Raw genomic sequence first — 24,933 nt, forward strand, 5'->3', positions numbered from 1 at the left:
ACCTGACGACACATCCATAGATATTGTACTCAGCATTCTCAAATCTGTCTTAGCAGGAGTGATAAGCGGATTCTTGATTGGCGGATTGATCTTTCTTTTACGGAAGAAGAACAAGATTTGAACCTAACTCCACATGCACTCAAACAATTTGACCAAGGCACTCCTGTAACAATCCATGATATCCCCCGGCCTGTTCGTCTGTCAGCCCTTCCCGCAGTGCTTCGAACAACGCCAGACAGCGCTTGAAATTCCCGTCATGCCTGGACTGGTGGGCCAGCCTTAAAGATTGCATTGTCCAGTCCAGCCCCTCCTGCAGTCTGCCTGCCCGTCTATGATATAGAGCCAAATGATAACAATAGCTGAAATAATGCGAGAGATTATCTGCATCTTCATAGTCCCCAAATCCGGCACTCTGCTCCGCGAACCTATGCAGCAGATCGTCCACATCCAGCCTATAATGCACCGCAGCCTGCACAATAGTCCCTAATCCCGGCAACAGCTCTTCAGGATTATCCTGCAAGAACTGGGTATACCCCTCCAGAAACTCCATCCTGCCGGACAAAATCTCCACGATATACAGGTTGGCACGGGCCAAATACCTGAATTCCTCGGCAATCTCCTCCCCTTCTCCCCCTAACTCCTCCATCCAGCCAAGCTCGGCATAGCAGTATATCGTCTCTCTTGCCTCGTCATACTTCTGCTGTTTCTGATAGGCAATGCCCTGCATCAGATGACTGAACCCGAAGTAATACACAAGCGGACGCTGCGTATCCACAAGTGGTACCGGAAGCCCTTTAGCCTTGTGATACTGCCGCTCCTCATAGATACACTGCGCGAAACTGTAAAGAATACCCGCCGTGTTCAGCATCTTGTCCCAATCCTCTAAGCGGTATGCCATTTCCAGCATTTCAACGATAATGTCCGGATTAAGTAATTTCAGAATGGAAGGGCGCATGGATGGGGCCTCCTTTTTCTTTATCTATCGTGTAAGAATATAGTACAATAAATCAAATATACTACTATAAAGTAGTATTATCAATATATTATACCGCCTTTATGGCCCTGCTATTTACGCCTATACTCTCCTACCCTTTAGGAGAGGTGATAACTATGACAGACTTACGGAATGCAGTCGGAGACAGAATTCGGGCAATAAGAAAAGCAAAAGGGCTTACCCAACAACAGCTAGCGGAATTATCCAACTTGGATGATGCATACATAGGAGCCGTAGAACGCGGTGAACGGAATTTTTCGATTGATACACTGGAGAAGATAGTTGCCGCTTTGAACATTCAGCCGTTGGAATTGTTTCAAAATATGGATGATCTTAATGAGGTCGAAGCCGCGCAGCGGGGAGCCATTGATGAATATGCAGTCGTGGTTAGTGAGTTAAGCGTTAAGCAAATAAGTACTTTGAATAAGATTGTCAGAGAGGTACGGAGAGCTTTTGAGGATTAAACATACCTGAGGTGATCCCATGAATTTACCGGAAAACCTCAGGACAGTCACATACGATCACCCATTATTGTTCCTCTGGAATATCCACAATAATATAATTTTCCTTCAGCTTAGGTTGAGGCACTTCGGCTTCTTTATAAATAACCTCATTCCAATTCTCCTTATTCATCAAACCATACCCCGTGGAAGTGATATGAGGCATCCAGCGAAAGCTTGCGAAGGTCGTAGCTGTAAAATCCGGTAAGGAACCATTCTCCTGCGTAAGGGAGCGGTTGATGAAATACAGGTTATCTTGCTTGCCGGCCTTGTCACCAGTGAGAGCTTGCCACTTAAGGTAAGCTGTGTTCTTCGTCAATTGATAATAACGAATTACATTATTATTGACCTCGATGAACCGGTCTTTGGTCTTTGCCGGAAAATAATATTGGAGACTGGCGGTTTCCACAGAGGGTTCAAAGTCCTCCGTGAGCTGTGACACTCTGGGAAGATTAATCGCAGCATTCCTTGCCGTGCTTAACTCGCTGCTCTTCAGATCAGCCAACAATTTCGCGCCTGGTTTTGACACAAATGCCGTTTGGGTGTTGGGATTCCAAGTTACGGAACCGTCCAGAGCTTCGGCAACAAAACGTAAAGGAATCATGGTCTTTCCATTATGAATAAATGGAGCAGCGCTTAAGGACACAGAGGCTCCATTTTTCAGTGCTGTTCTATTATTTATGGTCAACTGCAGGCTGGTGCCGCTCCCCTTCACCGTTACCTGCTTAGTCGTATTATTCCAGGCAAACGTTAACCCGCCCAAGCTTTGGAGTGAAGTCAGGCTAAAAAACACCTGATTGTTCTTATTAAGAATATCTTTGGTATCTAAATCGTTATTATTCACAACTACTTGTGTTCCTTTTGGAGTCGGACCCGCTGCGGATGCCGTATGCGCTACCGGTGCCAGCAGCGCAGCACATAGAATAACAGACGAACCTAGGAGTAACTTCCTCATCATCACAACCTCCTGAATTTTACATTCCTTTATAGTAGAGACGCAAAAAAATCCAAAAAGTTCCTAGTCTAATCCAGCTCCGCACGTGAGAACAGATCGCGGATGAGCGCGTCATCCTCACAAGCCTGCTTGAAGGCAGCCGCGAAGGCGACAAGTGCATCACCGTCGGAAGAATAGGCGCAGAACATACCCGCCTCCGGGTCAAAGTGGATTATGCCTGCCATCTCAGGCATCTTTTCCACCAAGAATACCGCTGCCAGCGAGCCCCAATCATACCCGTTGCCCTCGAAGCCTTCCTCTTCCCGCGCTGCAAAAACCTCGGCCTTGTAGCTGCCGGCGTTCAGGATTACCGACTTCCCGTTATCCTGCTCTACTATAATGAAAGGCTTCAGGTCCACAGCATCCGCTATTTCTGCCTGCTTCAGCTTCTTCAGCAATTGTTCCTTCGCCTCATCCGTGAACCGGAGCGCCCCCTCCGTCTCCACGATCATTCCCTGCCGGACCTGATCATCCAGCCAGTCCGAGATGAAGCCCGGGGCATATCCGCCTGTGCTGAATTCACCGCCGAACGCGATCATTTTGGAATACACCTCAAGATACTGGTCACGGCTCGTATTCGGGTAAGCGCTGGTATAGAGCCAGAACTGGAGATCATACATCAAGGTGGAGCGTTCGTCCGCGTGAAGAGAGAAATGGCCCTTCTCCTCTACGATGGCGGTGCAGATCTTGCGGATAATCCCTTCTATACCGTCCACTTCCGTAACCTTATCGCACAGCTCCTGAAGCAGCGGAGAGAACGGCGCGGACGCTACCTTCTGCAGATCCTCCTGCTTATCCTCCTCCGAGGTATCATAGACCTCCTCGTTCACCAGCCCGCGAATGAAGGTCTCATAGTCCGGGGCCAGGAACGTAATCTCATAGTTGCTCTCCTGGTCCACATGAATCACCTCAGGTTCCCCTTCCGGGCCGCAGTGACGGTAATCCAGCATAATGACATCATGTCCTGCGGAAGGACAGTCACCGAAAACCACGCCGATATCGGGGTAGCCCCACTCCTCAATCATGAAGCGGCTGCCCAGCTCCCCGCAGAGGGAATAGCTTTTGTCACGGCCGATCCCGGCAATTCCGGATATTGCAACATGATCTTCAGACCAGGAAGTGGGTTCATTCACCGGAAAACACGTATTGAGCGGAATCCCGCCGTTATGCTGCTTCATCATGGAGATGTAAGAGGCCGGCAGCTTATAACCCAGTTCCTGCTCCACAGAGGCAATCAGCTCGTCACTGGGCAGCGGGGACACATACTCCTTCAAGGCATAATCACTGTCCTCCCAGAAATCCGCGCAGTAGTCGAGGAATGCACCAAGGTCTCTACCGCCACCCTCTCTATTCACCTTCAAGGCCTCCAGCTCTTCGGTGCGTCTTGCCTGCTCTCTTATCTCACGCCGTGCGCCTTCCCGGCTCCACTCCAGCATTCTCGCAGTATCCCCGTCTCCCGGCTCCAGCGCCTCCGCACGTTCAAACGCATGAATAGCCTGCTCATACTGCTTCAGGTGATAGTAGGAATACCCTATGCGGAATTGCCACAGCGGATCATCCCCGCCCTCCTTGGAGATCCTGAGCAGGTGGTCCAGCGCCTCCCCGTATTCACCCAGGTTATTGTAAGCTCTGCCTAATTGGCCGATACACTCATAATCTCTTGCATCCGGCGGAATCTCCAGAATACGGTCAACAATCTGCTGATATTCATCTTCATCATGCCAACGCTTCACCTGTTCCAGCAACGCCTCATCCATGCCTTTGGCCCCCCTAATTGGACACTGCAAAACAAGCCTGTCCCCTATTCCGAAGGACTGCTTATTGTCAGTATACTCGCTATTACCCATTCACCGGAAAAGCACAAGTAGAAACGGCTACGCCTTCTTTTAAGGTGAACCCTATAACGGTCCATCTCAAAAAGAGGCCGCCTCGGCCGGACACCCGGCATCAAGACAACCTCTCTATGAACGTTCAGCCTATATTCCTTCAAGTTACTGAATGGATTGCAGGTGCTCTTCGAGCCGGTCCCAGGTTTCGGTGATCCCTTGCTCCATCCCCATATCCATGACCGTCTTAAGCGCTTCCTCCGAATCATACTTCGACCGGCTGACCAGCTTCGTCCCGCCCTCAACCTCTTCGAACCTCATACTGACCAGTGTGGACGGCATCCCTTCCGTCTCATTGCCTTCGGCATCGGAGAAGTAATCGGTATAGTCGAATCTCTCGCCATCGACAATCTCATGGTAGACGCCCTTGCCCCAGGATTCCATTCCGAAGAATTCCCCCTGCTTCTCATCCACACACTTCATACAATAATGCCAGATGCCGCCCGGACGAAAATCAACAGTGCAGAAGGGAACAATCCAGCCGCGCGGGCCCCACCACTGCTTCAGATGCTCTGCCTCAGAGAATACTTTGAATACCAGCTCACGCGGGGCATTGAATACACGTTCCAGAACCAGCTCAAGACCTTCTACCCGGGAAATCATTGTGCCAGACATTCCTAATCCCTCCTGATAGTCATTCATTTGTCTTCGGACTGCAGCTGCCGCAGATAGTCATCCAGATTGTCGAAGCGTTCATTCCACAGCTTGCGGTAAGCTTCCAGCCAGGCATCCATAGCCTCCAGCGGCTCCGTACGCAGCCTGTAGTTCCGGCGGTTAGCCGCCGCTTCCACCTCAACCAGTCCGGCTTCCAGCAGCACACGCAAATGCTTCGAGGCCTGAGGCTGACGGAGCGCGAGCCGCTCGGCGATATCGCCTACGCTCATAGGCCCGTCCTTCAGGATCTCAACCATCCGCAGGCGGGTAGGCTCAGCAAGTGCGCTAAATGTCGTTGTGTCCATCATTTCCATATTCCTTTTATTCAGCCTTTTAGTATCTGGGTACATTCTCAATATAGCTTATCAGGAATATTCCCGTCAAGGAATATTATTAGGATTGCTTATCTCTATTTAAGCAGATTTTCACCTACTTCTTCCAGCGAAGGAAGGAGATTCTTATGATCTATTGGCGATGACATAACGATCAGAATCGTATAATTCCCGTATTTATCACACTGATTCCCAAACTCCTCAAGACCCTGTGTAGAGTCGGACATGACTTTTAACAGATAATTGTGTTCTCCGCTGATGCGGTAGCACTCTACGACATCGGGATGGGCACGGCAGAAGTCCACAAAAGCATGACACTCTCTGGAGTGGAAAAGGATATAAGCTGCCGCCTGCTTCCCGATCTTCTCCGGCGAGATAATCGTCCGGTACTCCTTGATCACCCCGCTTTCCTCCATATGCTTAACTCTTTCCGTTACTGCTGGCTGAGACAGACCTACGTTCTTCCCCAGCTCTGTCATAGAGATTCTCGCCTGATTTTGCAGATGGAACAGAATTTGCTTATCAATAGAGTCCATTGTTGACCTCTCCTTTAATTTTAAGATTATTTATTTGAAATCCCTTAACTTTAAATGTATGAGACGGATTTTAACTTTAATGGCTCATGTATTCAAGTTAATTTATTTTATATACTTAACTTACAATAGTAAAGCAGAAATAGTTACTGCTTTAACTGTAGCGAAAGGATGTTGAGTATGCTCTATTCGAACACCATGAACCCTAACCGTCTCCCGGAACGCATCAACAAGGTCATTGACAAGACATTAACAGACAAGCGCCTGGCAGGTGTTGTCATAAAGGTAGCATTAGACGGGCAGCTCATCTATAGCCGTGCTGCTGGTTATGCGAGCCGCGAGCTAGACCAGCCTATGCGGGAGGACGCCTTGTTCCGGCTCGCCTCGGTATCCAAACCGTATACTTCTACGGCTGCTCTGATTCTGGTGGCCCAAGGACGCCTGAAGCTGGATGACCGTGTAGACCGGTGGCTGCCGGGCTTTCAGCCACGGCTTGAGAACGGAGAGACTCCAGCAATGACAGTCCGTCACTTAATGACACATACCGCCGGTCTGACCTACCGCTTCTTTCAGGAAGAAGGCGGTTCCTATGAGCAGGCTGGCGTATCCGATGGCATGGATCAGTCCGGTATCACGCTTGAAGAGAACCTGAAGCGGCTCGCGTCTGTTCCGCTTCTCTATCATCCTGGCACCCAGTGGAGATATTCTATCGCAACAGATGTGCTGGGAGCAGTGATTGCTAACGTTAGCGGAAAGACGCTCAGTGAAACGGTCCGCTCACTTATTACTCGCCCCCTCGATCTGACGGATACCAGCTTCGTTGCCGTGGACCCGCAGCGCCTGGCCTCAGCTTATGCCGATGATGTTCCCGGACTGCGGCTAATGGAGAATCCGGACAGATTGGCCTTTGTAGAAGGAACGGCAGGCTTCCACCTTGCCCCGGACCGGGCGTTAGACAGCACTGCCTATCCATCCGGGGGAGCCGGGATGGTCGGCAGTGCGGGAGACTTCCTGCAGCTGCTGGAGACGTTGCGCAAAGGCGGTGCGCCGCTATTGCCGGAGTCTCTGGTCCGCGAAATGACGGCCAACCAGATTGGCGATCTGCCCATGCCCTTCTGGCCGGGACGGGGTTTCGGCCTCGGGATGACCGTCCTTAAAGATCCTGTTGCCGCCAACACTGCGGAGTCCCTTGGCACTTGGCGCATGGGCGGCACCTATGGCCATTCGTGGTTCGTCGATGTCAAGCAGCGGCTAAGCGTGGTAGCCTTCACCAATACCGCACTGGAGGGCATGTCGGGTCCGTTCACGGTTGACCTGTGCAATGCCATCTACGGCAGATTGGACCCGTCATGAACAACACCAATAAGACCATTGCGATGAGCAGCGGCACAATTGCTTCTCCGCAGCAAAGCCCCACTCCCCCTGTTCCAGAGCGTCTTCCCTGGGCTGGATTGATTGCTCTGGCAATGACCGGGTTTATCTGTATTCTGACGGAGACGATTCCCGCCGGGCTCCTCCTTCAGATCAGTACGGGTCTTGGAGTAACGGAGGCCATGGCAGGTCAGCTTGTTACCCTCTATGCCCTGGGCTCGTTACTCGCCGCCATTCCATTGACCACAGTAACACGCGGCTGGAGGCGGAGACCTCTGCTGTTACTATGCATCCTTGGCTTCCTCGTATTCAATACCGTTACTGCCGTATCTTCGAGTTATCCTCTGACCCTTGCGGCCCGTTTCTTCGCGGGTGTGTGCGCGGGTGTCCTGTGGGGAATGATCGCAGGCTATGCACGGCGCATGGTACCGGAGCAGCTTAAGGGACGGGCAATGGCTATTGCAATGGCGGGAACACCGCTGGCCCTGGCGCTCGGAGTCCCTGCCGGAACATTCTTGGGTGACCTTGCAGGCTGGCGTAATATTTTTGGAGTCTTGTCGCTGTTCGCTCTGCTGCTAACCCTTTGGATACTCTGGAAGCTGCCGGACTATCCGGGAGAAGCTGCGGATAAGCGTCTCCCGCTAAATAAGGTGTTTACAAGCCCCGGAGTGCGGCCGATCCTGTTTGTCGTGCTGGCCTGGGTACTGGCCCACAATATCCTGTACACCTATATAGCACCGTACCTTACTCAGGCTGGACTATCCGGGCGCGTGGATCTGGTGCTTCTTATTTTCGGGATTACAGCGCTTCTTGGCATCTGGTTAACAGGCGTGTGGATTGATCGTCATCTGAGGCTGCTGGTTCTGATTAGCCTGACTGCATTTGCGCTGGCATCTGTTCTGCTCAGCCTTGGAAGCGGCAAGCCTGTTGTAATCTATCTAGTAGCTGCTGTATGGGGCTTAACGTTCGGGGGAGCAGCCACGCTGCTGCAAACAGCCATTGCTACAGCTGGCGGAGAGAGTGCAGATGTAGCGCAATCCATGCTTGTAACCGCATGGAATCTGGCCATTGGCGGAGGCGGTATAGCCGGTGGAATTCTTCTCGAAACAACGGGCGTTGTATCCTTCCCATGGGCGTTGTTTGTCTTGCTGGCCCTTTCGGTATGGATAGTCCGGCGCAGCAGAACGCATGGATTCCCTCCCGGAACTGAGGATATCCAGCGCAATAAATAATTCCACTCCAATAAATGTAAGGCAACCTCACCATTCTCGTTCATCTGCTCCTGGTACCATCCGGTAAAATGAGGTGAGGTGCACTTATACACTTCATTGGCTCATTTGGCCCGCGTCTGCTGAATTCAGGTGCACTTATACACTTCATTGGCACATTTAGCTCGCGTCCGCTGAAATCGGGTGCACTAATACACTTCATCGGCTCATTTGGCTCGCGTCCGCTGAAATCAGGTGCACTTATACACTTCATTGGCTCATTTGGCCTGCGTCCGCTGAATTCAGGTGCACTTATACACTTCATTGCCTCATTTGGCCCGCGTCAGTTGAATTGAGGTGCACTAATACACTTCATTGCCTCATTTGGCCCGCGTCTGCTGAAATCAGGTGCACTTATACACTTCATTGGCTCATTTGGCCTGCGTCCGCTGAATTCAGGTGCACTTATGCTCTTCATTGGCTCATTTGGCTCGCGTCTGCTGAAATGAGGTGCACTTATGCTCACATAACACCTTATATTTGCACAAAAACAGCCGGGATCCCTCCCGGCTGTTCTGCTTGAATAGCGGTAGATTCCGCTATCTCTCCACACCGCTGCTACCCCTTCTTAATCGGCGCTGCGAGAATCTTCTTCCCGCGCGGGGTCTCTCCCGCGCCATCCGGCTCCAGCGTAACGGCGATGGTATCATAAGCCTTCGGGTCAAACGAATAATACAGTGCTCCGTTTCCGCCCTGTGAGATGAAGGTGCCCGCATTTACCGGCGAGTCCCCTTTGATCAGCCATACCTGATAGACCTCGGTGCCGGTAAGCTCCGGCAGATCTTCTGCCTGAAGCACAAGGTGGGTGCCGGTAGGGTCTGCGACAATCGTTGCTGTGCCCTTGGCGGTAATTCCCTCTCCTGCCGGGCTAAGCGCTACCGCCTCATTCACCTTAAGCCCCTGGAGCGGTCCTGTGCCGGAGGCCAGCTGCTGCTTCAGCTCCGCTACATTTCCGCGCAGCTGGCCAGTATAGACCACCAAGAGCAGCACAGCAACAGCCAGTCCAAGGCTTAGGAACCCTCTGAAGCGGGTTCTCTTGGGCTCCGGGATGCTGAACTGGGGCAAGCCCTGCTCTGCCTGAGGAGTCTTCGCCGGCTCACGATCCGTAGCCCGCTCTGCAACAGGCTGAATATTCAGGCTGGTCTCCGTTCGGGCTGCCGGTGCACCCGCATTCCCGGACTCCAGTACCCGTGACAGGATGCGATCCTTCATACCGGAGGGCGGGTCTACCGGCTCAGAGGCAAGCGGAAGATGGTTAAGTACCTGCTGGTATTCCTCTACCAGCTCCCTGCATTCCGTGCATTTTGCCGCATGGGCAGCGAATTGCTGCATTTCCTCTGCCGTCAGTGCGCCCAGCGTATATAATTCGGCCAATTCACAGAGTTCCTCATTGTGTTCACTCATGCGCATGATCCCTCCTTCCCCAGTGCCGTAACGATTTGTGAAGCTGCTTCATCGCCAGCCGGACTCTTCCCTTGACCGTTCCCAGCGGGATAGCCGCAAGCTGTGCTACCTCCTGCTGGGTATAGCCCTGATAATAGATCATATCCATTACTTGCTGCTGGTCGCGGCTTAATCCCAGCAGCGCCTCTCTGATCTGTTCCCCCGCCATCTGCAGCTCAACGAGATCTTCGGTAAGCGTGCTGTGGTCCTGAACCTGCTCCAGATTCCCGGAATCGCCAGATTGACGAGGCAGCCTGGCATCCCGCTTGCGGAGATAATCGATCGCCAGATTGCGGGTCACTGCGAACATCCAGGTGAGCAGCTTACCCTTGCCGAAGTCAATCTGCCCTGCATTCTTCCACAGGCGCAGGAACAGCTCCTGCATAACCTCCTCAGCAGCCATCGAATCCTTCACGATCTGGTAAGCAAAGCTATAGATGACCCGTTCATACCGGTCATAGAGCAGTTCGAGGGCATTCGAGTCTTTCTGTGCAATAAGCAGAATTAACTGCTTATCGTCAGCTGTGTCATTCAATTGCCATCCCCCATTCAACAGAAAATATAGTAGTGCCAGTGGTTCCATGCTGAAAAACCTGCGTCCACTGAGTATAACCGCTTTGCACAGTCGTCTCAACCTGCCGGCCTGACTGCTGCGAGCATCCGGCAGCCGTTATTGAAGCCCTGCCCGCTTCCATATATGATAGCTATATCATATCTGCAAAAGGGAGGATCATTTCCGTGGCCGTACTGATTAATGAACAGATTAAGGCAGCCGAGGTCGAGCTGACCGGGCTGAAGGGCGAGAAGCTCGGCACCGTATCCAGAAGCGAGGCGCTGTCCAAAGCCAGAGCCGCAGGGGTCGACCTGGTCTGCACCTCGCTGATGAGCAGCCCGCCGCCCTGCAGCCTGGTCGCCAAGGGCAAAGGCAAGGCGGCTGCGCAAGCTGCCCGCAAGGGCAGTACCAGCCGCCCGCAACAAGGCAGCGGGAGCAGCCAGGAGAAGGTGAAGGAGCTGCGCTTCACCGCTCATATTGAAGAGCATGACTACGACACGAAGCTGCGTCAGGCGGACAAGCATCTGCGCTCCGGCAAGCCGGTGCAGCTCGTTGTGAAGTCCTCCGGCTCCAAGGAAGCCGCCGCTGCGAAGGCAGTGCTGGAGCGGCTCGTGGCCGATCTGAAGGAAGCCGGAACCAAGGCCTCCGGCCTGCAGACTAGCGGCAAAGGCGCACAGGTTAGAGTTAATCCGCATATGTAAGTTGTCTTACAGGGCACACTTAAGCCTGAATTGTGTGCGGGTTAAGAACTGGCTGGATTCTACTTCTGTTGCACTTTGTACATTAGCTGACCCCGAAATGGGTTAAACCGGTTCGGCCCCCTAATTATGGAGACATTCTGCTAAAAACTCGTGTTTTCGCAGGATCTTGTTTACAGCTTTATTTCTATCGGTTTTAGCTTGCCTGCTTTCCATGCGGCGTGGTATTGCTTGGGGCTCATGCGCTGCAAACTGCCATGAAAACGGCGCTCGTTGTAAAAATTAATATAAACTGCGACCGCTTCATAGGCTTCTTCAAACGTTTCAAAGTACCTTTTCGTGTACAAATCTCTCTCCAAAATACTGTGAAACGACTCAATGTAGGCGTTCATATTCGGCGTTTTTGGAGGAATCCGCTCATGCTCCAGAGGACGCTGCGTTTCCGCACACAGCTCGCCAAAGACGTCGCTTAGGAATTGCGGGCCGTTATCGGAACGGATCACCGGTGAGGGATCTCCAGGCTGTAAACGTCGGCCCAGCGCCTCCCTTAACGTGGCACAGACTTGCTTCGCTGTACAGCTCGCGCCCACGTGGTAGCCGACGATACAGCGGTCAAACACATCAATCATATCAAAGATAAAAAAGAAGCGGTCGTAGCCATGAATGTATCCATATTTAATGTCAATCTGCCAGAGTTGGTTGGGGCCGGTGACCACTCGATTTCGCGCTAAACGTCGAGGGTATTTTAGGTTCCTCACCGGCTTTTTCTGAAGCAATCCGAGCTTCTTGCACAGCCGGTACGCCTTCTTGTGGTTGAGGATTAAGCCCTGCTGGACCGATAGGGCATACGCCAGGTTCCGGTAGCCATAGCCGTTCTCCTCGCCCTCTACCAGCTCACTCAGCCACTCCTCGATCTGTAGGTCACTGACCCGCAGACCGCCGGTAGTGAGGGAATAGGCGGGGATCGGACGACCCGAAGTCACGACCGCATCCGGGGCACTCCAAAGCCCCAGGAAACGTTTTTTATGCGCATAATAGGTGGAAGGTTGAACCTCCACGATACGTAGAACCAGTGTAGCCGAATAACCCCGCTTTATCGCTTCGTCGGCCAGTTCGAGTTTGTCTTGTAAGCGGGGTTGGCTTTTTTTAAGAGTTCACGCAGCAGTTCGATTTCCAGATCCTTTTCACCCAATAACTTAATGGCCGTCTCCATCTTCGTCTCCAGATCTTGGACACGCTCCGCATCTTCAATCCGTTCTTGGACGGACGGAGTGGCCTCTTCTCCAAATCGTTCTTTGTAGAACTTCACCCAATTGGCAATGGTGCTGGGAGAGACGGAATACTTTCGGGCCAGGAAGGAAACCTTGGTTCCATTGATCGCTTCTTGGGCTACTTTGATCCGCTGTTCGTCATACAACTTGTTGCTTCTCATCGGCTCCACTCCCTCTTCTTAGTGTACCTCTTACATGTCAAGGTCTCCACTTTGATTAGGGGGCTTAAGAGAAACAATTGATTCTGTTGTACTCTGTACAGCAGAATCGAGAAAAATCAGGGTTTCCGGGCAGAATTCACGAAATCCATTGTATAAAATACAACAGACGATCATTTAGCTTAGCAAATTGCGAATTCTATTGCAGAAAATACAATCAGTCTACAAAACTGCTACAATGCCGCATATAGCAACGGTCGGAGTCCTGCCCATACCTAACAGGTGCCATCCTAAAAGGACGGCACCTGTTATTACAATACGGCTAACAAAGCCGTAACCTCTGCTCTAATTGCTAATCTAATCCTCTAATCCTCTAATCCCTAATCTCTAACCTCTCATCTTTGATCTTCCGATCATCTTCCGCCCGTCCTCGCCCATACCTCTTATCGCCCACCCATCCGCTCCCTTAGCATATGGTCATTTCCCGCCATGAAGCCGCTCCACAAACCGCTCCTTCCTCAGCACATGCAGCAGCTCACCGTTGCAGTCCTCATAATCGCCAGTCAATCCGGCCAGCTCCTGCTCCATCCGGAAGCCCAGCTTCTGGATTACCCCGAGCGATGCGGTATTGAGCGGATCTGCCTTGGCGTATAACTGCTCCAGTCCGATTACACCGAAGGCATAGTCCGCCATCGCCGCAGCAGCTTCGGTAGCATAGCCCCGGCCCCAGTGTTCACGCCCGATCAGATAATACAGCTCCGCATCCGGCGCCCTGAACTCCAGCACGCCGACCCCGCACCAGCCGATCAGCTGGCCGGTCGCCTTATGGCAGATGGCGAATGAATACTTGAACGGCAGCTCGAACGGCGTATGATAGCTGAACATCAGCCAGCGGAACATCCCCTCGTACTCATGCAGCGGCATGACCTCCATATGCATGAAGGCCAGCACCTCCGGGTTCTGCATCAGCTCGAACGAAGCCATCAGATCACTTTCCATATAGGGACGAATGATTAACCGCTCCGTTTCGAGCTTCATCCTGGACAATGCCAGATTCATAATACACATAGCCTCACCTTCAAGTTCTATCTGCCACCCAGCATAGTTCAGGCACAGGATAGTCCACAAGGTAAAAGATAGTTTAATCCGTTTGCCCCCTGCCGTTATTCCACAGCGTACTGAAGGACGGGCAGTCCCGGAGCAGGGAATCGAAATCCCCTTCCCCCGCCAGCCTGCCTTGCTCCATGACCAGAATCTGGTCCACGCCGCTGATGAAATTCAGCCGGTGCGCGATAATAATGACCGTCTTATGCCTGAACTCCGCGAACACCGTCTCCATCAGGCTGCGCTCCGTAATATTATCCAGGGCCGATACCGGCTCATCGAGGATGATCAGATTCCGCTTTTGCAGGATCGCCCGGGCAAAAGCCAGCCGCTGCCGCTCCCCGCCCGACAGCTTCAGCCCCCGCTCCCCAACCCGCGTCTCCAGCTTCTCCGGCAGCTCCAGTACCTTCTCCTTCAGGTGAACCTTGTCCAGCACCGCATACAGCTCTTCATCCGGCACCTGCTGCTCAAACACCATGTTGCCCCGGATAGTGGTGTCGAAGATCGGACTGTCCTGCGATAGGTAAGAGATGTGATCATAGTAGCTGTCCAGACGCAGCTCATCGATATCCGTGCCGTCTACCAGCAGCTGGCCGCCGTTTTTTTTGAGCAGGCCCGTAATCAGCTTAATGACCGTTGACTTGCCGCTGCCGCTTAAGCCGACCAGAGCCACTGAGGTTCCGGGCGCAACTGAGAAGGACAGCCGGTCCAGCACCTGCACCTCTCCGTAGCTGAACGATACGTCCTTGAATTCGATGCTGCCCTGTAGCTGCGCAAGCGCCTTGCCCTGTTCCAGATTCCGGTCCTCCGGGGCATTCAGGAATGCCTCGAACCGCTGATAGGTCACCCGGTTCAGCTTATAGCCGACGAATAATACGTTGAAGATGGCGATTGGCGTATAGATTTTCTCAATGAACATGAACAGCGCGACCATGACCCCGATAGAAGCCTGCCCGGAGACCACATTCTTCACGCCGTACAACAGCACAATCACCTTAATGACCGTAATGAATAATTCGAATAAGGCGAAGAAGGATTCATGAATCATCTGCAGCTTCGCACTCTGCCTGATGATCTGCTGTGCCGCCTTGTTCAGTCTGCCGATTTCCTGCGCGTACTTCTTGTTGGTGCGGAAGACGACCAGCTCCATGAAGCCGCGGACCCCATACCGGGACATGGCCTCCTGCTGCATAAGCACCGATTCCTTGATCCGGTAGAGAACTTTCAGCAGAACATTCGTTAACAGGAAGATGACCACGTACCCGCCCGCAATCACCAGCATGATTCTGAGGTCATAGTAGCTGATGAAGAGCAGGCTGAAGAGAATGGTGGGCAGCAGCTCATGCAGCGTCTTCAGGATAAAAGAGAACAGAATGCTGTTCCCGGCCGCCGCGCCGTTCTCAATCACCTTGATCATCTGGCCTGTGCCCATGTTCTGATAGGCGGAATAATCCATTCTGGAGATTTTGGACAAGGCCATAATCTTCAGTCTTTCCGTGATGCTGTTCGATAGATAGGCGCTGGGATATTCATCCGCATAATTCAGCAGGACATTCAGGCCGAGCAGCAGCCCGTAGAGGACAACCCCATATAGGATTTCACGGAAGCCTGTTCCCGCCACCGCCTGATCCAGAATACGCTGAAAGACAACAATACCCAGACTGCTTAAGAGCTGAATGGCACAGCCGAGAACTATATACAGAGCGGCCCACCCTCTGAGGTGGACAAGACATTTCTTTAACATGATAATAATCTCCAATCTTATACATAAGAGTATGGCAAAAAGCCGGGAACTCTCCTCGCACCCCGCGCCAAAGACTCCTGCCCCGGCAGTATAGTCTTCAAGCGGAATAACTCAGTGTCCCGGCTCACATAGAATGACCTTCCAGGCACCGTTCAAGAATCCAGTTAGCTGTGACCAAGAGGACAGACCTCCCCCTTGGTGGCTGGTACGCGTTCTACCCAGCCCGATAACTAGTTCCTTGCGACGGTACGGAATGGCATCCATTTCACCTCTTTGATAAGATTGACTTTCATTGTAAGCTTCGGCCAGACCGGCCGTCAAGCCCTAGTGCTTAGTCTCTTTTGCCGCATCCGAATCTTCATCGGGACTGGCATCTGAATCAGCATCTGCGGCGGAATCCGCTTCGGAAGCTTCTTCTGCATCCTCGCTATCCTCGTCCGCAGCGGCCAGCGCCGCCTTCTCACTGCGGCTCCATTCCAGGAATTCGAGGGTATCCTGATCCTCAGGGTCCAGCTTATTCGCCCTCTTGAACGCCTTGATCGCCTGATCGTACTCGTCCAGATAATAGTGGGCGTAGCCGACACGGAAATGCCACAGCGGGTCTTTTTTACCCTTGTCCGCTGCCTTATTGAACCATTTAAGCGCTTCCCGGTAGCGGCCCAGATTGTTGAGCGCCCGGCCCAGATGTACCGCCAGTTCTTCATCGATCAGCGGTGTCGGCACCTCTTTGATGCGGGATACGATCTCTTCATATTCGTCCGCCTCATGCCAAGCGTTCAATTGCGCGATTAATTCTTCTCTCATTACCCATAGCCTCCCGGTTAATCATTCCAAGTTCTCTTAGAGATACTTTATCATTTTCACACCAAGTTTCCCACTATTGCCGTGCGCTAGGCCGGGATAATGATCTGGAAGACGGTTCCCTTGCCCTTCTCGCTGGTGACCTCAATACGGCCCTTGAGCTTGTTAATCGTGTTATAGGCCATGACCATTCCGAGCCCCGTCCCGTCCGCCTTGGTGGAGTAATACGGCTTGCCCAGGCGCGAGATCTCATCCTTCGTCATTCCGACACCGGTGTCGCGGATGGTAATGATAATATTCTGTCCGCTCGCGAAGACAGCAATAGACAGGACCGCATCCTCCACCCCATCCATCGCTTCAATCGCATTCTTGTACAGATTAATCAGGCATTGCTGCATCTCATTACTGTCATAATGGGTGCTAAGCGGGTTGTTGAAGCTGAATTCAACCGCAACCTTGTGGATCGTGGCATACGGCAGGATCACATTCTTAGTGTATTCACATTCAGCCATCAGGTTGGAGTAGACCCGGCTCTCCGACTGCGGCTTGGCAAAAGACAGATAATCGCTAATAATCTTCTCCGCCCGGTTCAGCTCAAGAAGTGACAGCTCAACATACCCCTTCTCCTCCGGAGTGAGGTTCTTGGAGAGATTAAGCAGCTGGAGGAATCCGCTGGTCACAGTTAACGGATTGCGCATCTCATGGGAGACGCTGGCCGCCAGCTCACTGACCACATTCAGCCGCTCCGACTGCATGATCCGCTCACGGTTCCTGAGGTTGGTAAGGATCTGTTCCAGCAGGATCATTAGGACTGCCATGACCACCGCATGCGTAGTTAAGGCATAGAAGGCAAGCGTCCAGAACTGGGTATCCAGCTTATCCATGATCTGCCCCAGGATGATCAGATAACAGCCCATAGTCAGGACCACGATGAAGGTAGCCCACAAGATCCGTCCCTTGGGCTTAGAACGGAGAAATCTGGCGCTTAGGGAAGGAACCAGAATGAGGACTGCTGTCGAAAAAAGTAAAGATTGGACGGTTCCCTCACCGCCTATGTAAAAACGGTACACATTCAGAATCACATATAAAGGCAGGGTATGTTTGTACCCTCCATACAAGGCTGCAATCACAAACGGAACATACCGCAGGTCAAAGATGAACCCGGTCTCCAGCCGGATCGGCTTGGCGATACACAGGATCATGGTGGCGGCGATGAGCAGTACAAGAATCTTATGATTGTAGGCGTGGGGCCTGTTCTCGAAGAAAATCAGAAATATCAGCACCGGAAACAGCATAAACAAAAAATTGAGCAGTAACGTCTCAAACAAGGCTAACTTCCTTTCGGTTCTAATGCTGGTGTCAAGAGATACGTTTGTATTCTGAGCACTACACCTAGAACATTACGCTAACCTGATAATAGAAGTAAAGGAATTATTGTATGCGTTTTTTTCCTCCTGAAATCAAGGATACCTGCGAGAAATGTCGAATACGTATGCTTTGAAGGCATGATGCACAGTATTGCATAATAATAGCTACTGAAGGAGCGGGTATCCATGGCTTTTACCATTAATAACCTGAAAGACAATTCCAATGTTGTCATTAAAGAGCAGCTAGGCGGCTTCAGCATCATCGAATACAAAGAGGATCTCAGCACCACCACCCGATATGAAGCGGAGACCAACTTCTTCATGAGCAAAAGTAATATGCGCAACAAGCAGCTGATGATTGAGCTGAATAACAATGAGGTGATGCTGAGCGCCGGGGCCATGCAGTATATGATCGGCAATATCGAGATGACCTCCGGCATCAAAGGCGTAGGGGGACTGATGCGCAATATGCTATCCGGGGCGGCAACCGGAACCAGCGCAGTCAAACCGCTCTACAAGGGAACCGGAACGATCCTGCTGGAGACCACCTACAACTACCTCTGGCTGATTGATGTGGACAACGACCATATCGTGATCGATGACGGCATGTTCCTCGCCTGTGAGACCACGCTGGACATCTCCGTGGCAGCACGCAAGAACATCTCCTCTGCCGTCCTCGGCGGTGAAGGGCTGTTCAATCTGAGCGCGCGCGGCAAAGGGATTCTGGCCCTCGAAGCTCCCATTCCTTCCGAGGAAGCCGTTGTGGTCGAATTGCAGAATGATGTGCTGAAGGTGGACGGTAACTTCGCCCTCATGTGGTCCAACTCCCTGGACTTCACGGTCGAGAAGTCAGGCAAGACCCGTCTGGGCTCCGCCGCCTCAGGCGAAGGCCTGGTCAACGTGTACCGGGGGACCGGCATGGTCTGGCTGGCCCCGCTCATGAATTACAGAAACAGCCTGCTTCAGGGCGGACCTACTGCTTAATTCCCTATTTTCACTAAAAGGAAGTGCATCCTATGTCTATCCAAGCTGTACTGTTTGATTTCGATGGAACCCTTGCAGATACCCTGCCGTTATCATTCCGTGCCTTCCAGGCGGTATTTAAGCAGTACGATAATAGAGAGGTTACCCGCGATGAACTTGTCGCGATGTTTGGCCCAACCGAAGAAGGCATCATCGGCGGAAATTTCACAGATCAGGCTTCGGTTCCACAAGCAATAGAGGATTATTATTCAATATATAAGCAGGGGCATTTCGAAGAATTCCAGAATAATGAGCACATCCTTGGATTACTTCAAGCCTTGAAGGCTCAGGGAATGAAGCTTGGAGTCATTACCGGTAAAAGCAGACGGGCCTATCAGATATCGGCCGGAGCGCTGGATCTGGAGCGTTTCTTCGATCTCTCGATTACCGGCGATGATGTGGCGAAGCCAAAACCTGATCCCGAAGGTATACATTCGGCATTGCGAACACTGGGCATTGAACCATCCCAGGCCATATTCGTAGGGGACAGCAATGCGGATATTCTCGCAGGCAAGGCTGCCGGAATGCAGACCTACGCTGTCCGCTGGCTACCCACCTTCCAGAGTCAGGCCTATGATCTTGCGCCGGACGGCATTCTGGAGAATGTCGCGGAGTTCCAGCGGCTTCTCCAATTGAATAACATTATACCAATGACCTACCATTCCAAGCAGCAGGCAGCGGACATTAAGGCGTTGGAGCAGCAGTGCAGCCAAGCCGATTCTATCCAATTAAGCTCAGACCTAGAGCATCTCGTCAAGGAAGACGGCGACCATGCCCTGCTCTGCTACCGCGAAGATCAGCTGATCGGCCTGCTTAGCTGGTTCGCTGCCGGGGGCAATGAGGCGCAGATCAATGCCATGGTTCATCCGGGTTATCGTCGTGAGGGCGTATTCCGCAGTCTTGTAGCGCGGGCAGGGCAGGATATCGCGCCACTGGGCATTCACAAGCTCAGCTACAAGATTCCCGGAGGCTCAGAGACGGGGCACAGGACAGCCTCGGCCCTTGGCGCCCGCTTCAGCCGGTCTGAGTACGCCATGTCCTACGATTCCCTGACAACGCTGAAGCCGGTTCCGGAAGATCTGCATCTGCTCCCGGCTACACTGGCGGATTGGGAATTCATTATATCCTGCTCCTCCCAGGCCTTCGGAGAATCGGAAAAAGAGACGCGCGAGTACTTCACTGAGACGGATGAGCCGGAGCGGGTAACGTATATCGCTTGGACAGGGAGTGAAAGAATCGGCCTGATCCGGGTCAACTATATCAATGAGGATACGGCTTTTATTCATAATTTCTGTATATTGCCCTCCTGTCAGGGTAAGGGGGTTGGCGAGAAGGTGCTAAGGCAGACCCTCGGCCTACTCTTGCAGAAGCCTTATCCGGTTATCCGCCTCAGTGTAGTCACTGAGAACGTCCGGGCCTTAAATCTCTATATCCGTGCCGGATTTAAGATTAACTCAGAGTACAGATATTACAGCGGCAGCCTGAACCTTGAACCGTAATTGCAGCTTTAACTACAGTCAGCACATGCCAAAAAAGATCCTCTTTCTGATTAAGAAAGGGGATCTCTTCGAATGCAGCATAAAAATCTTAGAGCGCTTGCTAAGACTTCTGCTTACCCGCCAGCTGCTCCTGTGCCAGACGCACCATCTCACGAACCATGGAACCACCGATGCGGCCGCCAATCTGTCCGGCCGACTCGGTGGTCAGATTGCCGTTATTTCCGGCCTGCAATGGGATGCCCAGCTCTTTGGCTACCTCGTATTTCACATCGTCTGGGTGATTGGGATCTACGTGATATCCTTCCTGCCTCATAACCTCCGCTTTGAACGTCTGCATTCCCTGGGCGGACCCTGGTACAGCATATTGTCTGCTTCTTCTCGCCATTTACGGACACACTCCCTTGCTGTCTTTCCTCTAAGTTGCCCAGGAGTGTGGGCCTTCATTCCCTGTCGTTCCTTAAGACTGCATCCCGTCCTCAATCCGCTGCATGAATTCTTCCACCGCGCTGTAGCCCAGTTGCTTGAGATACCAGTTGTTCGCAGCCGCTTCAATCAGACCGGCTACATCGCGGCCCGGCTGAAGCTGGACTTCGATATGCGGGATCTGCACCCCGAGATATTCGGTGAACTGGGGCACCAGCTCCAGCTCATTGTTGAGCGAATTCTCCTGCCAGGGGGCAAGCTCAATATCGAGCACGATCCGCGTCTCATCCTGGAAGGCCCGCCGCCCGTACTGCCGCACAACGTTGATCAGGCCGATGCTGCGCAGCGCCAGGAATTCACGCGTGGTCTCATTATGGGTCCCGAGGAGGGTCGCCGGACCCAGCTTCTTCAGCACCACAATATCATCAGCCACGAAGCGGTGGCCCCTGCGGATCAACGTATGCGCCGTCTCGCTCTTGCCAATCCCCGACTTGCCCCGCAGCAGGATGCCGATCCCCGATACGTTAACGCATACCCCGTGGATCGACAGTTCCGGCGCCAGCGTCTTCACCAGGAAGCTGTCCAGCTTAGCGATGAACTCGATGGTCACCTCCGGCGTCCGCAGCAGCGGAATGCCCTCCTGGTCACAGAACAGCGTCAGATAAGGAATCTCCTGCTGGCCGCTGGTCACGATGAAGCACGGCGGATGGTATTTGACGATGTTGCCGATATGCAGCATCCGCTCCTCTACACTCAGCGTTAACAGGTAGTTGATCTCTTTACGTCCAAGGACCTGCACCCGCTCCATCGGAAAAAAATCAAAATAACCAACAAACTCCAGACCTGGTCTGTGCGTCCTTGAACGAGTGATGTTCCGGTCCATCCCGCCCGCTCCGGCGAGCACCTCCAGCTGGAATTTCTCTACAAGACTCTGCACGCTAATAGACTTCATGCGGTCCCCTCCCAATCCAATATTTTCCGATAGATTTATCTAAAAATCTTGTAATCTGCACACGCTAATTATATATTAAAAACAATATATAAGACCTTAGACCCACAAAAATCAATAAATACTATTAAAATCAAGAAGGTGTAATATATTGGCCTTAGCCTCTTGGATTGACCTGATTATGTGCTTCCTTCTGTTCCTGCTGCTCATCTATATCGTGGCTACGGTCACCATTACCAAGCTGCACAAGGTCTATTTAGCGTTCCATTTCTCCATGCTGATCTGGCCCTACTGCCAGTTTGCCATAAGGACCGTCGATGATCCTCTCTATCAGCTCTTTTATGTGAAGCTTGCGTTCGTGGATGCTTCTCTGCTGGGTCTGGGTTGGATCTTCTTCACGATTCTGCTCGCAGGACAATCCCAACTCCTTACTAAAAAAGTAATGGCCGCGCTGCTGATCCCTGCAGTCCTGACCTCCCTTGGAGTGGTGCTCAATCCTTATGGATGGTTCGTTCGTCCGGTGAACGGCGGATATGTGGAGCGGATCTACGGACCTATTTTCTGGATCAGCATGACCTTTCTAGTGATTAATGCCCTCGTGTCCATGTATGTCGTATACGTGGCTCTGACCTCTAATCAGGCCGCGAGGATCAAGAATCAGGTTATGTATATGCTCAAAGGCATTACGGCGTTATTCGTCTTCCTGATGATCGATGTCCTTCTCAATGTCATTCTGGACGACTATCTGCCGGTAATTCCGGGCTTCACTTCACTGGGTATAGTGGTGTCAGCCACGTTCTTTGTGATTACGATCCACCAGGACAAAGTATTCGATATCGTAACTATCGCCCATCAGGATATTATCAATACCATGGAATACGGAATTCTTGTCCTGGATGATCAGGAGCAAGTCGTAGAGATCAATCATGCCCTGCACCCCTATATCCCGCTTGTGACCGGTGCGACGTTCAACATGAGCAGCTATCTGCCGGATGGCCCGCCTATGGAGATTGAACCCTTCCTGCAGAAATACCGCGAGTATCCGCTGGAGTCGGCTGAGGTTGAAATTCTGCATCCTCTGATCCAAATGGTTGTCAGTATTCATGCAGCACCGATTATGGTGAGCGGCAGCAGGGTCGGACGAATTGTTACCTTCCAGAATGTTACTGAGATCCGGCGGCTCATCGATGAGACGAACCAGCAAAATCTCATCCTGAAGGAACGCAACGACTCGCTGGTGAAGGTGCAGGCGGAGCTGTTCCAGTCGAACGGTAAGCTCAGGAAGCTTGCGATCACCGACAGCCTGACCGGCTGCTACAACCGGCATTTTCTGATGCAGCAATTGGAGCAGGATGTGCTACGGGTTAGCGATACCCGGACACCTTCGACTATTATACTGATCGACATCGATTTTTTCAAAAAAATCAACGACCAGCACGGCCATCTCGCCGGAGATGTGGTCCTGTGCAGCACGGTAGAGCTGCTGCAGCGCAGCCTGCGGCCTTCCGATATCCTGGCCCGCTACGGCGGAGAGGAATTCATCATCTATTTGCCGGATACGAATGGAGCCGAGGCGCGGCTGCTGGCCGAACAGCTCAAATCCGAGGTTGAACACAACACCATCCGCATCGATTATATCGATGAGCCTGTGTCCATCACCATCAGCCTGGGGCTGCTCAGCATCGCTGAATTCAAGATCCCGCCTGCCATGGATGCGACCACCTACCTGAACGAACTGTTCAAGTCTGCCGATAAAGCCCTGTACGCCGCGAAGCATCAGGGCCGGAATCAGATTGTTGCGGCGGAGGTATAATTATAACTAACTCAACTTTCGCAGCCTGAAATCGGCAAGTACGCCTTGATGTAATTGGGCAGAGCGGCGATCCAGTGCTGGAGTTGACTTTTAATCATAGCGGATAGCTTTTTGCCGACTTGATTGGCGATCTCGTTCATCAATTCCACCAGTTGTTGTAAAGCTACTGCCCAATCCAAGGTACCCACTTCATCGCAAAGCAAATAAAACAGTCCACCGAGCGTCCGTTGATCGGTACTTTGCCGATGCTGCCAAGCCAGCAGTATATAACGGGAAAAGACAATGGTGGTATGGCTAATGAGCAGATCGTACGAACGACCTTGGAACTCTTTTTGCAGGCGTAGCAAGGATTTCGTGCATTTAAAAAAGACTTCGATATCCCAGCGTAAAGCGTAGATTTGAATGATTTCCGGTGCCGTCAGTGTGAGATCCGTCGATAGAATCGCGAGCCACTCGTTTTTCTTGGAGCGATGGCGAACAAAGACCACAACGACCGGAATACCAGGAACCAGTTCCGTATGAATCTGACGCAAAATATTCCGCTGCTTCCCTTGCACTTGTGTAGCGGATCGGTAAAGACCTTTGAGATCGACCCGCTTGCCATGAACGAGATATCGCTTGTTGTCGTTTTTCACCATGCCAATGACATGAAGACCTCGTTCCACCACTCGCCCGATTAAGGGCGCATGAGTGAACCAGCTATCCATGAGTACGTAAGTCGCAGAAACACCCGAGGCGATGGCCCGATCCAGCAGTTCAGAAACCAGATGTGGGGCCGAAAGAAGAGCTTCTTTTCGGCGTTTGTACCCAGAGGATCGCTTATCGATTTCCGGATGAATACCGGTTAGTCCAGCCTTCACGGAACTGAGCAAGGCGAAGTCCAAAGGGAGAAACGTATGGCCGTCCGACCAGCCTAAAGTCAGCATACGAAATCCCTTATAATAAGCACCGGTGGCGTGATCCTTGAACCGAGCCAGAAGTTCTACGGCTTTGCTGCGATTTCGTTCAAACATGGAATCGTCGACGATGAACACGGAAGTTCGCGTGACGGAGGTCAAGGTTTCGACTCGCTGAACGGTGTCGCTGCTGAGTGAAGTCAAGAAACGCCGCCAAGCAAATTGGCTGTGATTCAGAAACCGGTAGACGGCATCTTTGCCAGGAAACGCTTCACCTTTGGAACTTTCGAGCAGACGAAACCAGTTCTTCTGATGAAAAAGCAAGACAAAAACGAGCATAAATAGATGGGAACAGGTATAACCAAACGTCTTTTTGAATCCTGCTTTTCTCAAGTGCTTCAAGACACCGAGTTCCTGAAAAGCAGGTCTCATTTCAGGTGGGAGTTGATCTAGGGACGACTTTTGTTTTATCATGGAAGGGACACCTCTTCTGTGGTTTAGTGGATCTCGACAATCTCACTTTACCAAAGGAAGCGGTGTTTTTCTATGTTGGCAAGATCGCTACTTAAACCAGCTTCACCTTAACACCGGCTTGGGGTCAACTCAATTTTGACTCTGCGAAAGTTGAGTAACTAATCTTTCTCTATACATCTGTCTTT

At 52.0% G+C, this 24,933-nt stretch carries 24 protein-coding genes; 7 read left to right on the top strand and 17 right to left on the bottom strand.

Annotated elements, in window-relative coordinates:
• Positions 1–139 precede the first annotated feature (139 nt).
• On the bottom strand, positions 140–955 hold the full coding sequence (locus tag NST43_RS30040) for a DNA-binding protein (protein ID WP_209986821.1): 816 nt from the start codon (positions 953–955) through the stop codon (positions 140–142).
• Between the two features lie 155 nt (positions 956–1,110).
• Between NST43_RS30040 and NST43_RS30045 the strand changes: the two genes are divergently transcribed.
• Positions 1,111–1,458, top strand: coding sequence for a helix-turn-helix transcriptional regulator (locus NST43_RS30045; RefSeq protein ID WP_339221086.1), 348 nt, complete (start codon positions 1,111–1,113; stop codon positions 1,456–1,458).
• Between the two features lie 64 nt (positions 1,459–1,522).
• On the opposite strand, the gene NST43_RS30050 is transcribed toward NST43_RS30045, so the two are convergent.
• The 5 genes from NST43_RS30050 to NST43_RS30070 all read right to left on the bottom strand — a co-directional run bounded on the left by NST43_RS30050 (position 1,523) and on the right by NST43_RS30070 (position 5,896).
• On the bottom strand, positions 1,523–2,452 hold the full coding sequence (locus tag NST43_RS30050; protein ID WP_339221087.1) for a copper amine oxidase N-terminal domain-containing protein: 930 nt from the start codon (positions 2,450–2,452) through the stop codon (positions 1,523–1,525).
• A gap of 65 nt (positions 2,453–2,517) precedes the next feature.
• Complete coding sequence (locus tag NST43_RS30055) at positions 2,518–4,245, bottom strand: Imm51 family immunity protein (protein ID WP_339221089.1); 1,728 nt, start codon at positions 4,243–4,245, stop codon at positions 2,518–2,520.
• 234 nt (positions 4,246–4,479) lie between these two features.
• Entirely contained in the window at positions 4,480–4,989 is a 510-nt protein-coding gene (locus tag NST43_RS30060) for an SRPBCC domain-containing protein (protein ID WP_173134092.1), read from the bottom strand.
• 23 nt (positions 4,990–5,012) lie between these two features.
• Positions 5,013–5,333, bottom strand: a complete 321-nt coding sequence (locus tag NST43_RS30065; RefSeq protein WP_209987492.1) for a winged helix-turn-helix domain-containing protein — start codon at positions 5,331–5,333, stop codon at positions 5,013–5,015.
• Between the two features lie 104 nt (positions 5,334–5,437).
• On the bottom strand, positions 5,438–5,896 hold the full coding sequence (locus NST43_RS30070; RefSeq protein WP_339221092.1) for an Lrp/AsnC family transcriptional regulator: 459 nt from the start codon (positions 5,894–5,896) through the stop codon (positions 5,438–5,440).
• A gap of 177 nt (positions 5,897–6,073) precedes the next feature.
• Between NST43_RS30070 and NST43_RS30075 the strand changes: the two genes are divergently transcribed.
• Positions 6,074–7,246, top strand: a complete 1,173-nt coding sequence (locus NST43_RS30075) for a serine hydrolase domain-containing protein (protein WP_339221094.1) — start codon at positions 6,074–6,076, stop codon at positions 7,244–7,246.
• 23 nt (positions 7,247–7,269) lie between these two features.
• A complete protein-coding gene (locus NST43_RS30080) occupies positions 7,270–8,496 on the top strand; it encodes an MFS transporter (RefSeq protein ID WP_209987495.1) in 1,227 nt (408 codons plus the stop codon).
• A gap of 594 nt (positions 8,497–9,090) precedes the next feature.
• On the opposite strand, the gene NST43_RS30085 is transcribed toward NST43_RS30080, so the two are convergent.
• Both NST43_RS30085 and NST43_RS30090 read right to left on the bottom strand, forming a co-directional pair.
• A complete protein-coding gene (locus NST43_RS30085; RefSeq protein ID WP_339221096.1) occupies positions 9,091–9,936 on the bottom strand; it encodes an anti-sigma factor in 846 nt (281 codons plus the stop codon).
• Positions 9,929–10,510 carry a sigma-70 family RNA polymerase sigma factor gene (locus NST43_RS30090; protein WP_209986842.1) on the bottom strand — a complete coding sequence of 194 codons (582 nt, stop codon included), beginning with the start codon at positions 10,508–10,510 and terminating at the stop codon, positions 9,929–9,931. The genes NST43_RS30085 and NST43_RS30090 overlap by 8 nt, the downstream gene beginning before the upstream one ends.
• 203 nt (positions 10,511–10,713) lie before the next feature.
• Between NST43_RS30090 and infC the strand changes: the two genes are divergently transcribed.
• On the top strand, positions 10,714–11,229 hold the full coding sequence (infC, locus tag NST43_RS30095) for a translation initiation factor IF-3 (protein ID WP_339221097.1): 516 nt from the start codon (positions 10,714–10,716) through the stop codon (positions 11,227–11,229).
• 170 nt (positions 11,230–11,399) lie between these two features.
• Here infC and NST43_RS30100 read toward each other — a convergent pair whose 3' ends face one another.
• The 6 genes from NST43_RS30100 to NST43_RS30125 all read right to left on the bottom strand — a co-directional run bounded on the left by NST43_RS30100 (position 11,400) and on the right by NST43_RS30125 (position 17,632).
• Complete coding sequence (locus tag NST43_RS30100; protein ID WP_339225308.1) at positions 11,400–12,338, bottom strand: IS3 family transposase; 939 nt, start codon at positions 12,336–12,338, stop codon at positions 11,400–11,402.
• Positions 12,320–12,658 (bottom strand): helix-turn-helix domain-containing protein, encoded by a 339-nt coding sequence (locus NST43_RS30105; RefSeq protein ID WP_039310863.1) that lies wholly within the window; start codon positions 12,656–12,658, stop codon positions 12,320–12,322. Before NST43_RS30105 ends, NST43_RS30100 begins: the two co-directional genes overlap by 19 nt.
• 474 nt (positions 12,659–13,132) lie before the next feature.
• Positions 13,133–13,714: a GNAT family N-acetyltransferase gene (locus tag NST43_RS30110; RefSeq protein ID WP_339221099.1), complete on the bottom strand. Its 582-nt coding sequence runs from the start codon at positions 13,712–13,714 to the stop codon at positions 13,133–13,135.
• A gap of 82 nt (positions 13,715–13,796) precedes the next feature.
• A complete protein-coding gene (locus NST43_RS30115; protein WP_339221101.1) occupies positions 13,797–15,503 on the bottom strand; it encodes an ABC transporter ATP-binding protein in 1,707 nt (568 codons plus the stop codon).
• Between the two features lie 324 nt (positions 15,504–15,827).
• Entirely contained in the window at positions 15,828–16,307 is a 480-nt protein-coding gene (locus tag NST43_RS30120) for a tetratricopeptide repeat protein (protein ID WP_339221102.1), read from the bottom strand.
• Between the two features lie 86 nt (positions 16,308–16,393).
• Positions 16,394–17,632, bottom strand: coding sequence for an ATP-binding protein (locus tag NST43_RS30125; RefSeq protein WP_339221103.1), 1,239 nt, complete (start codon positions 17,630–17,632; stop codon positions 16,394–16,396).
• Between the two features lie 225 nt (positions 17,633–17,857).
• On the opposite strand from NST43_RS30125, the gene NST43_RS30130 reads away from it, so the two are divergent.
• On the top strand, positions 17,858–18,655 hold the full coding sequence (locus tag NST43_RS30130) for an AIM24 family protein (RefSeq protein WP_209986862.1): 798 nt from the start codon (positions 17,858–17,860) through the stop codon (positions 18,653–18,655).
• Positions 18,656–18,687: 32 nt separating this feature from the next.
• A complete protein-coding gene (locus NST43_RS30135; RefSeq protein WP_339221104.1) occupies positions 18,688–20,193 on the top strand; it encodes a GNAT family N-acetyltransferase in 1,506 nt (501 codons plus the stop codon).
• Positions 20,194–20,293: 100 nt separating this feature from the next.
• Here NST43_RS30135 and NST43_RS30140 read toward each other — a convergent pair whose 3' ends face one another.
• On the bottom strand, positions 20,294–20,578 hold the full coding sequence (locus NST43_RS30140; protein WP_209986866.1) for a small, acid-soluble spore protein, alpha/beta type: 285 nt from the start codon (positions 20,576–20,578) through the stop codon (positions 20,294–20,296).
• A gap of 72 nt (positions 20,579–20,650) precedes the next feature.
• Positions 20,651–21,568 (bottom strand): HPr(Ser) kinase/phosphatase, encoded by a 918-nt coding sequence (gene hprK / locus NST43_RS30145; RefSeq protein WP_339221105.1) that lies wholly within the window; start codon positions 21,566–21,568, stop codon positions 20,651–20,653.
• Positions 21,569–21,716: 148 nt separating this feature from the next.
• On the opposite strand from hprK, the gene NST43_RS30150 reads away from it, so the two are divergent.
• Positions 21,717–23,378 (top strand): diguanylate cyclase, encoded by a 1,662-nt coding sequence (locus NST43_RS30150; RefSeq protein ID WP_339221106.1) that lies wholly within the window; start codon positions 21,717–21,719, stop codon positions 23,376–23,378.
• An 11-nt stretch (positions 23,379–23,389) separates the two neighbouring features.
• Here the strand turns inward: NST43_RS30150 and NST43_RS30155 are convergent, their stop codons facing one another.
• The gene (locus tag NST43_RS30155) at positions 23,390–24,748 is read right to left on the bottom strand and encodes a transposase (protein ID WP_339219482.1); all 1,359 of its coding nucleotides are present in this window, start codon (positions 24,746–24,748) and stop codon (positions 23,390–23,392) included.
• Between the last annotated feature and the right edge of the window lie 185 nt (positions 24,749–24,933).

Origin of the sequence: Paenibacillus sp. FSL H8-0332 (genome assembly GCF_037963835.1) — a bacterium.
GTDB lineage: Bacteria > Bacillota > Bacilli > Paenibacillales > Paenibacillaceae > Paenibacillus_AQ > Paenibacillus_AQ rhizoplanae.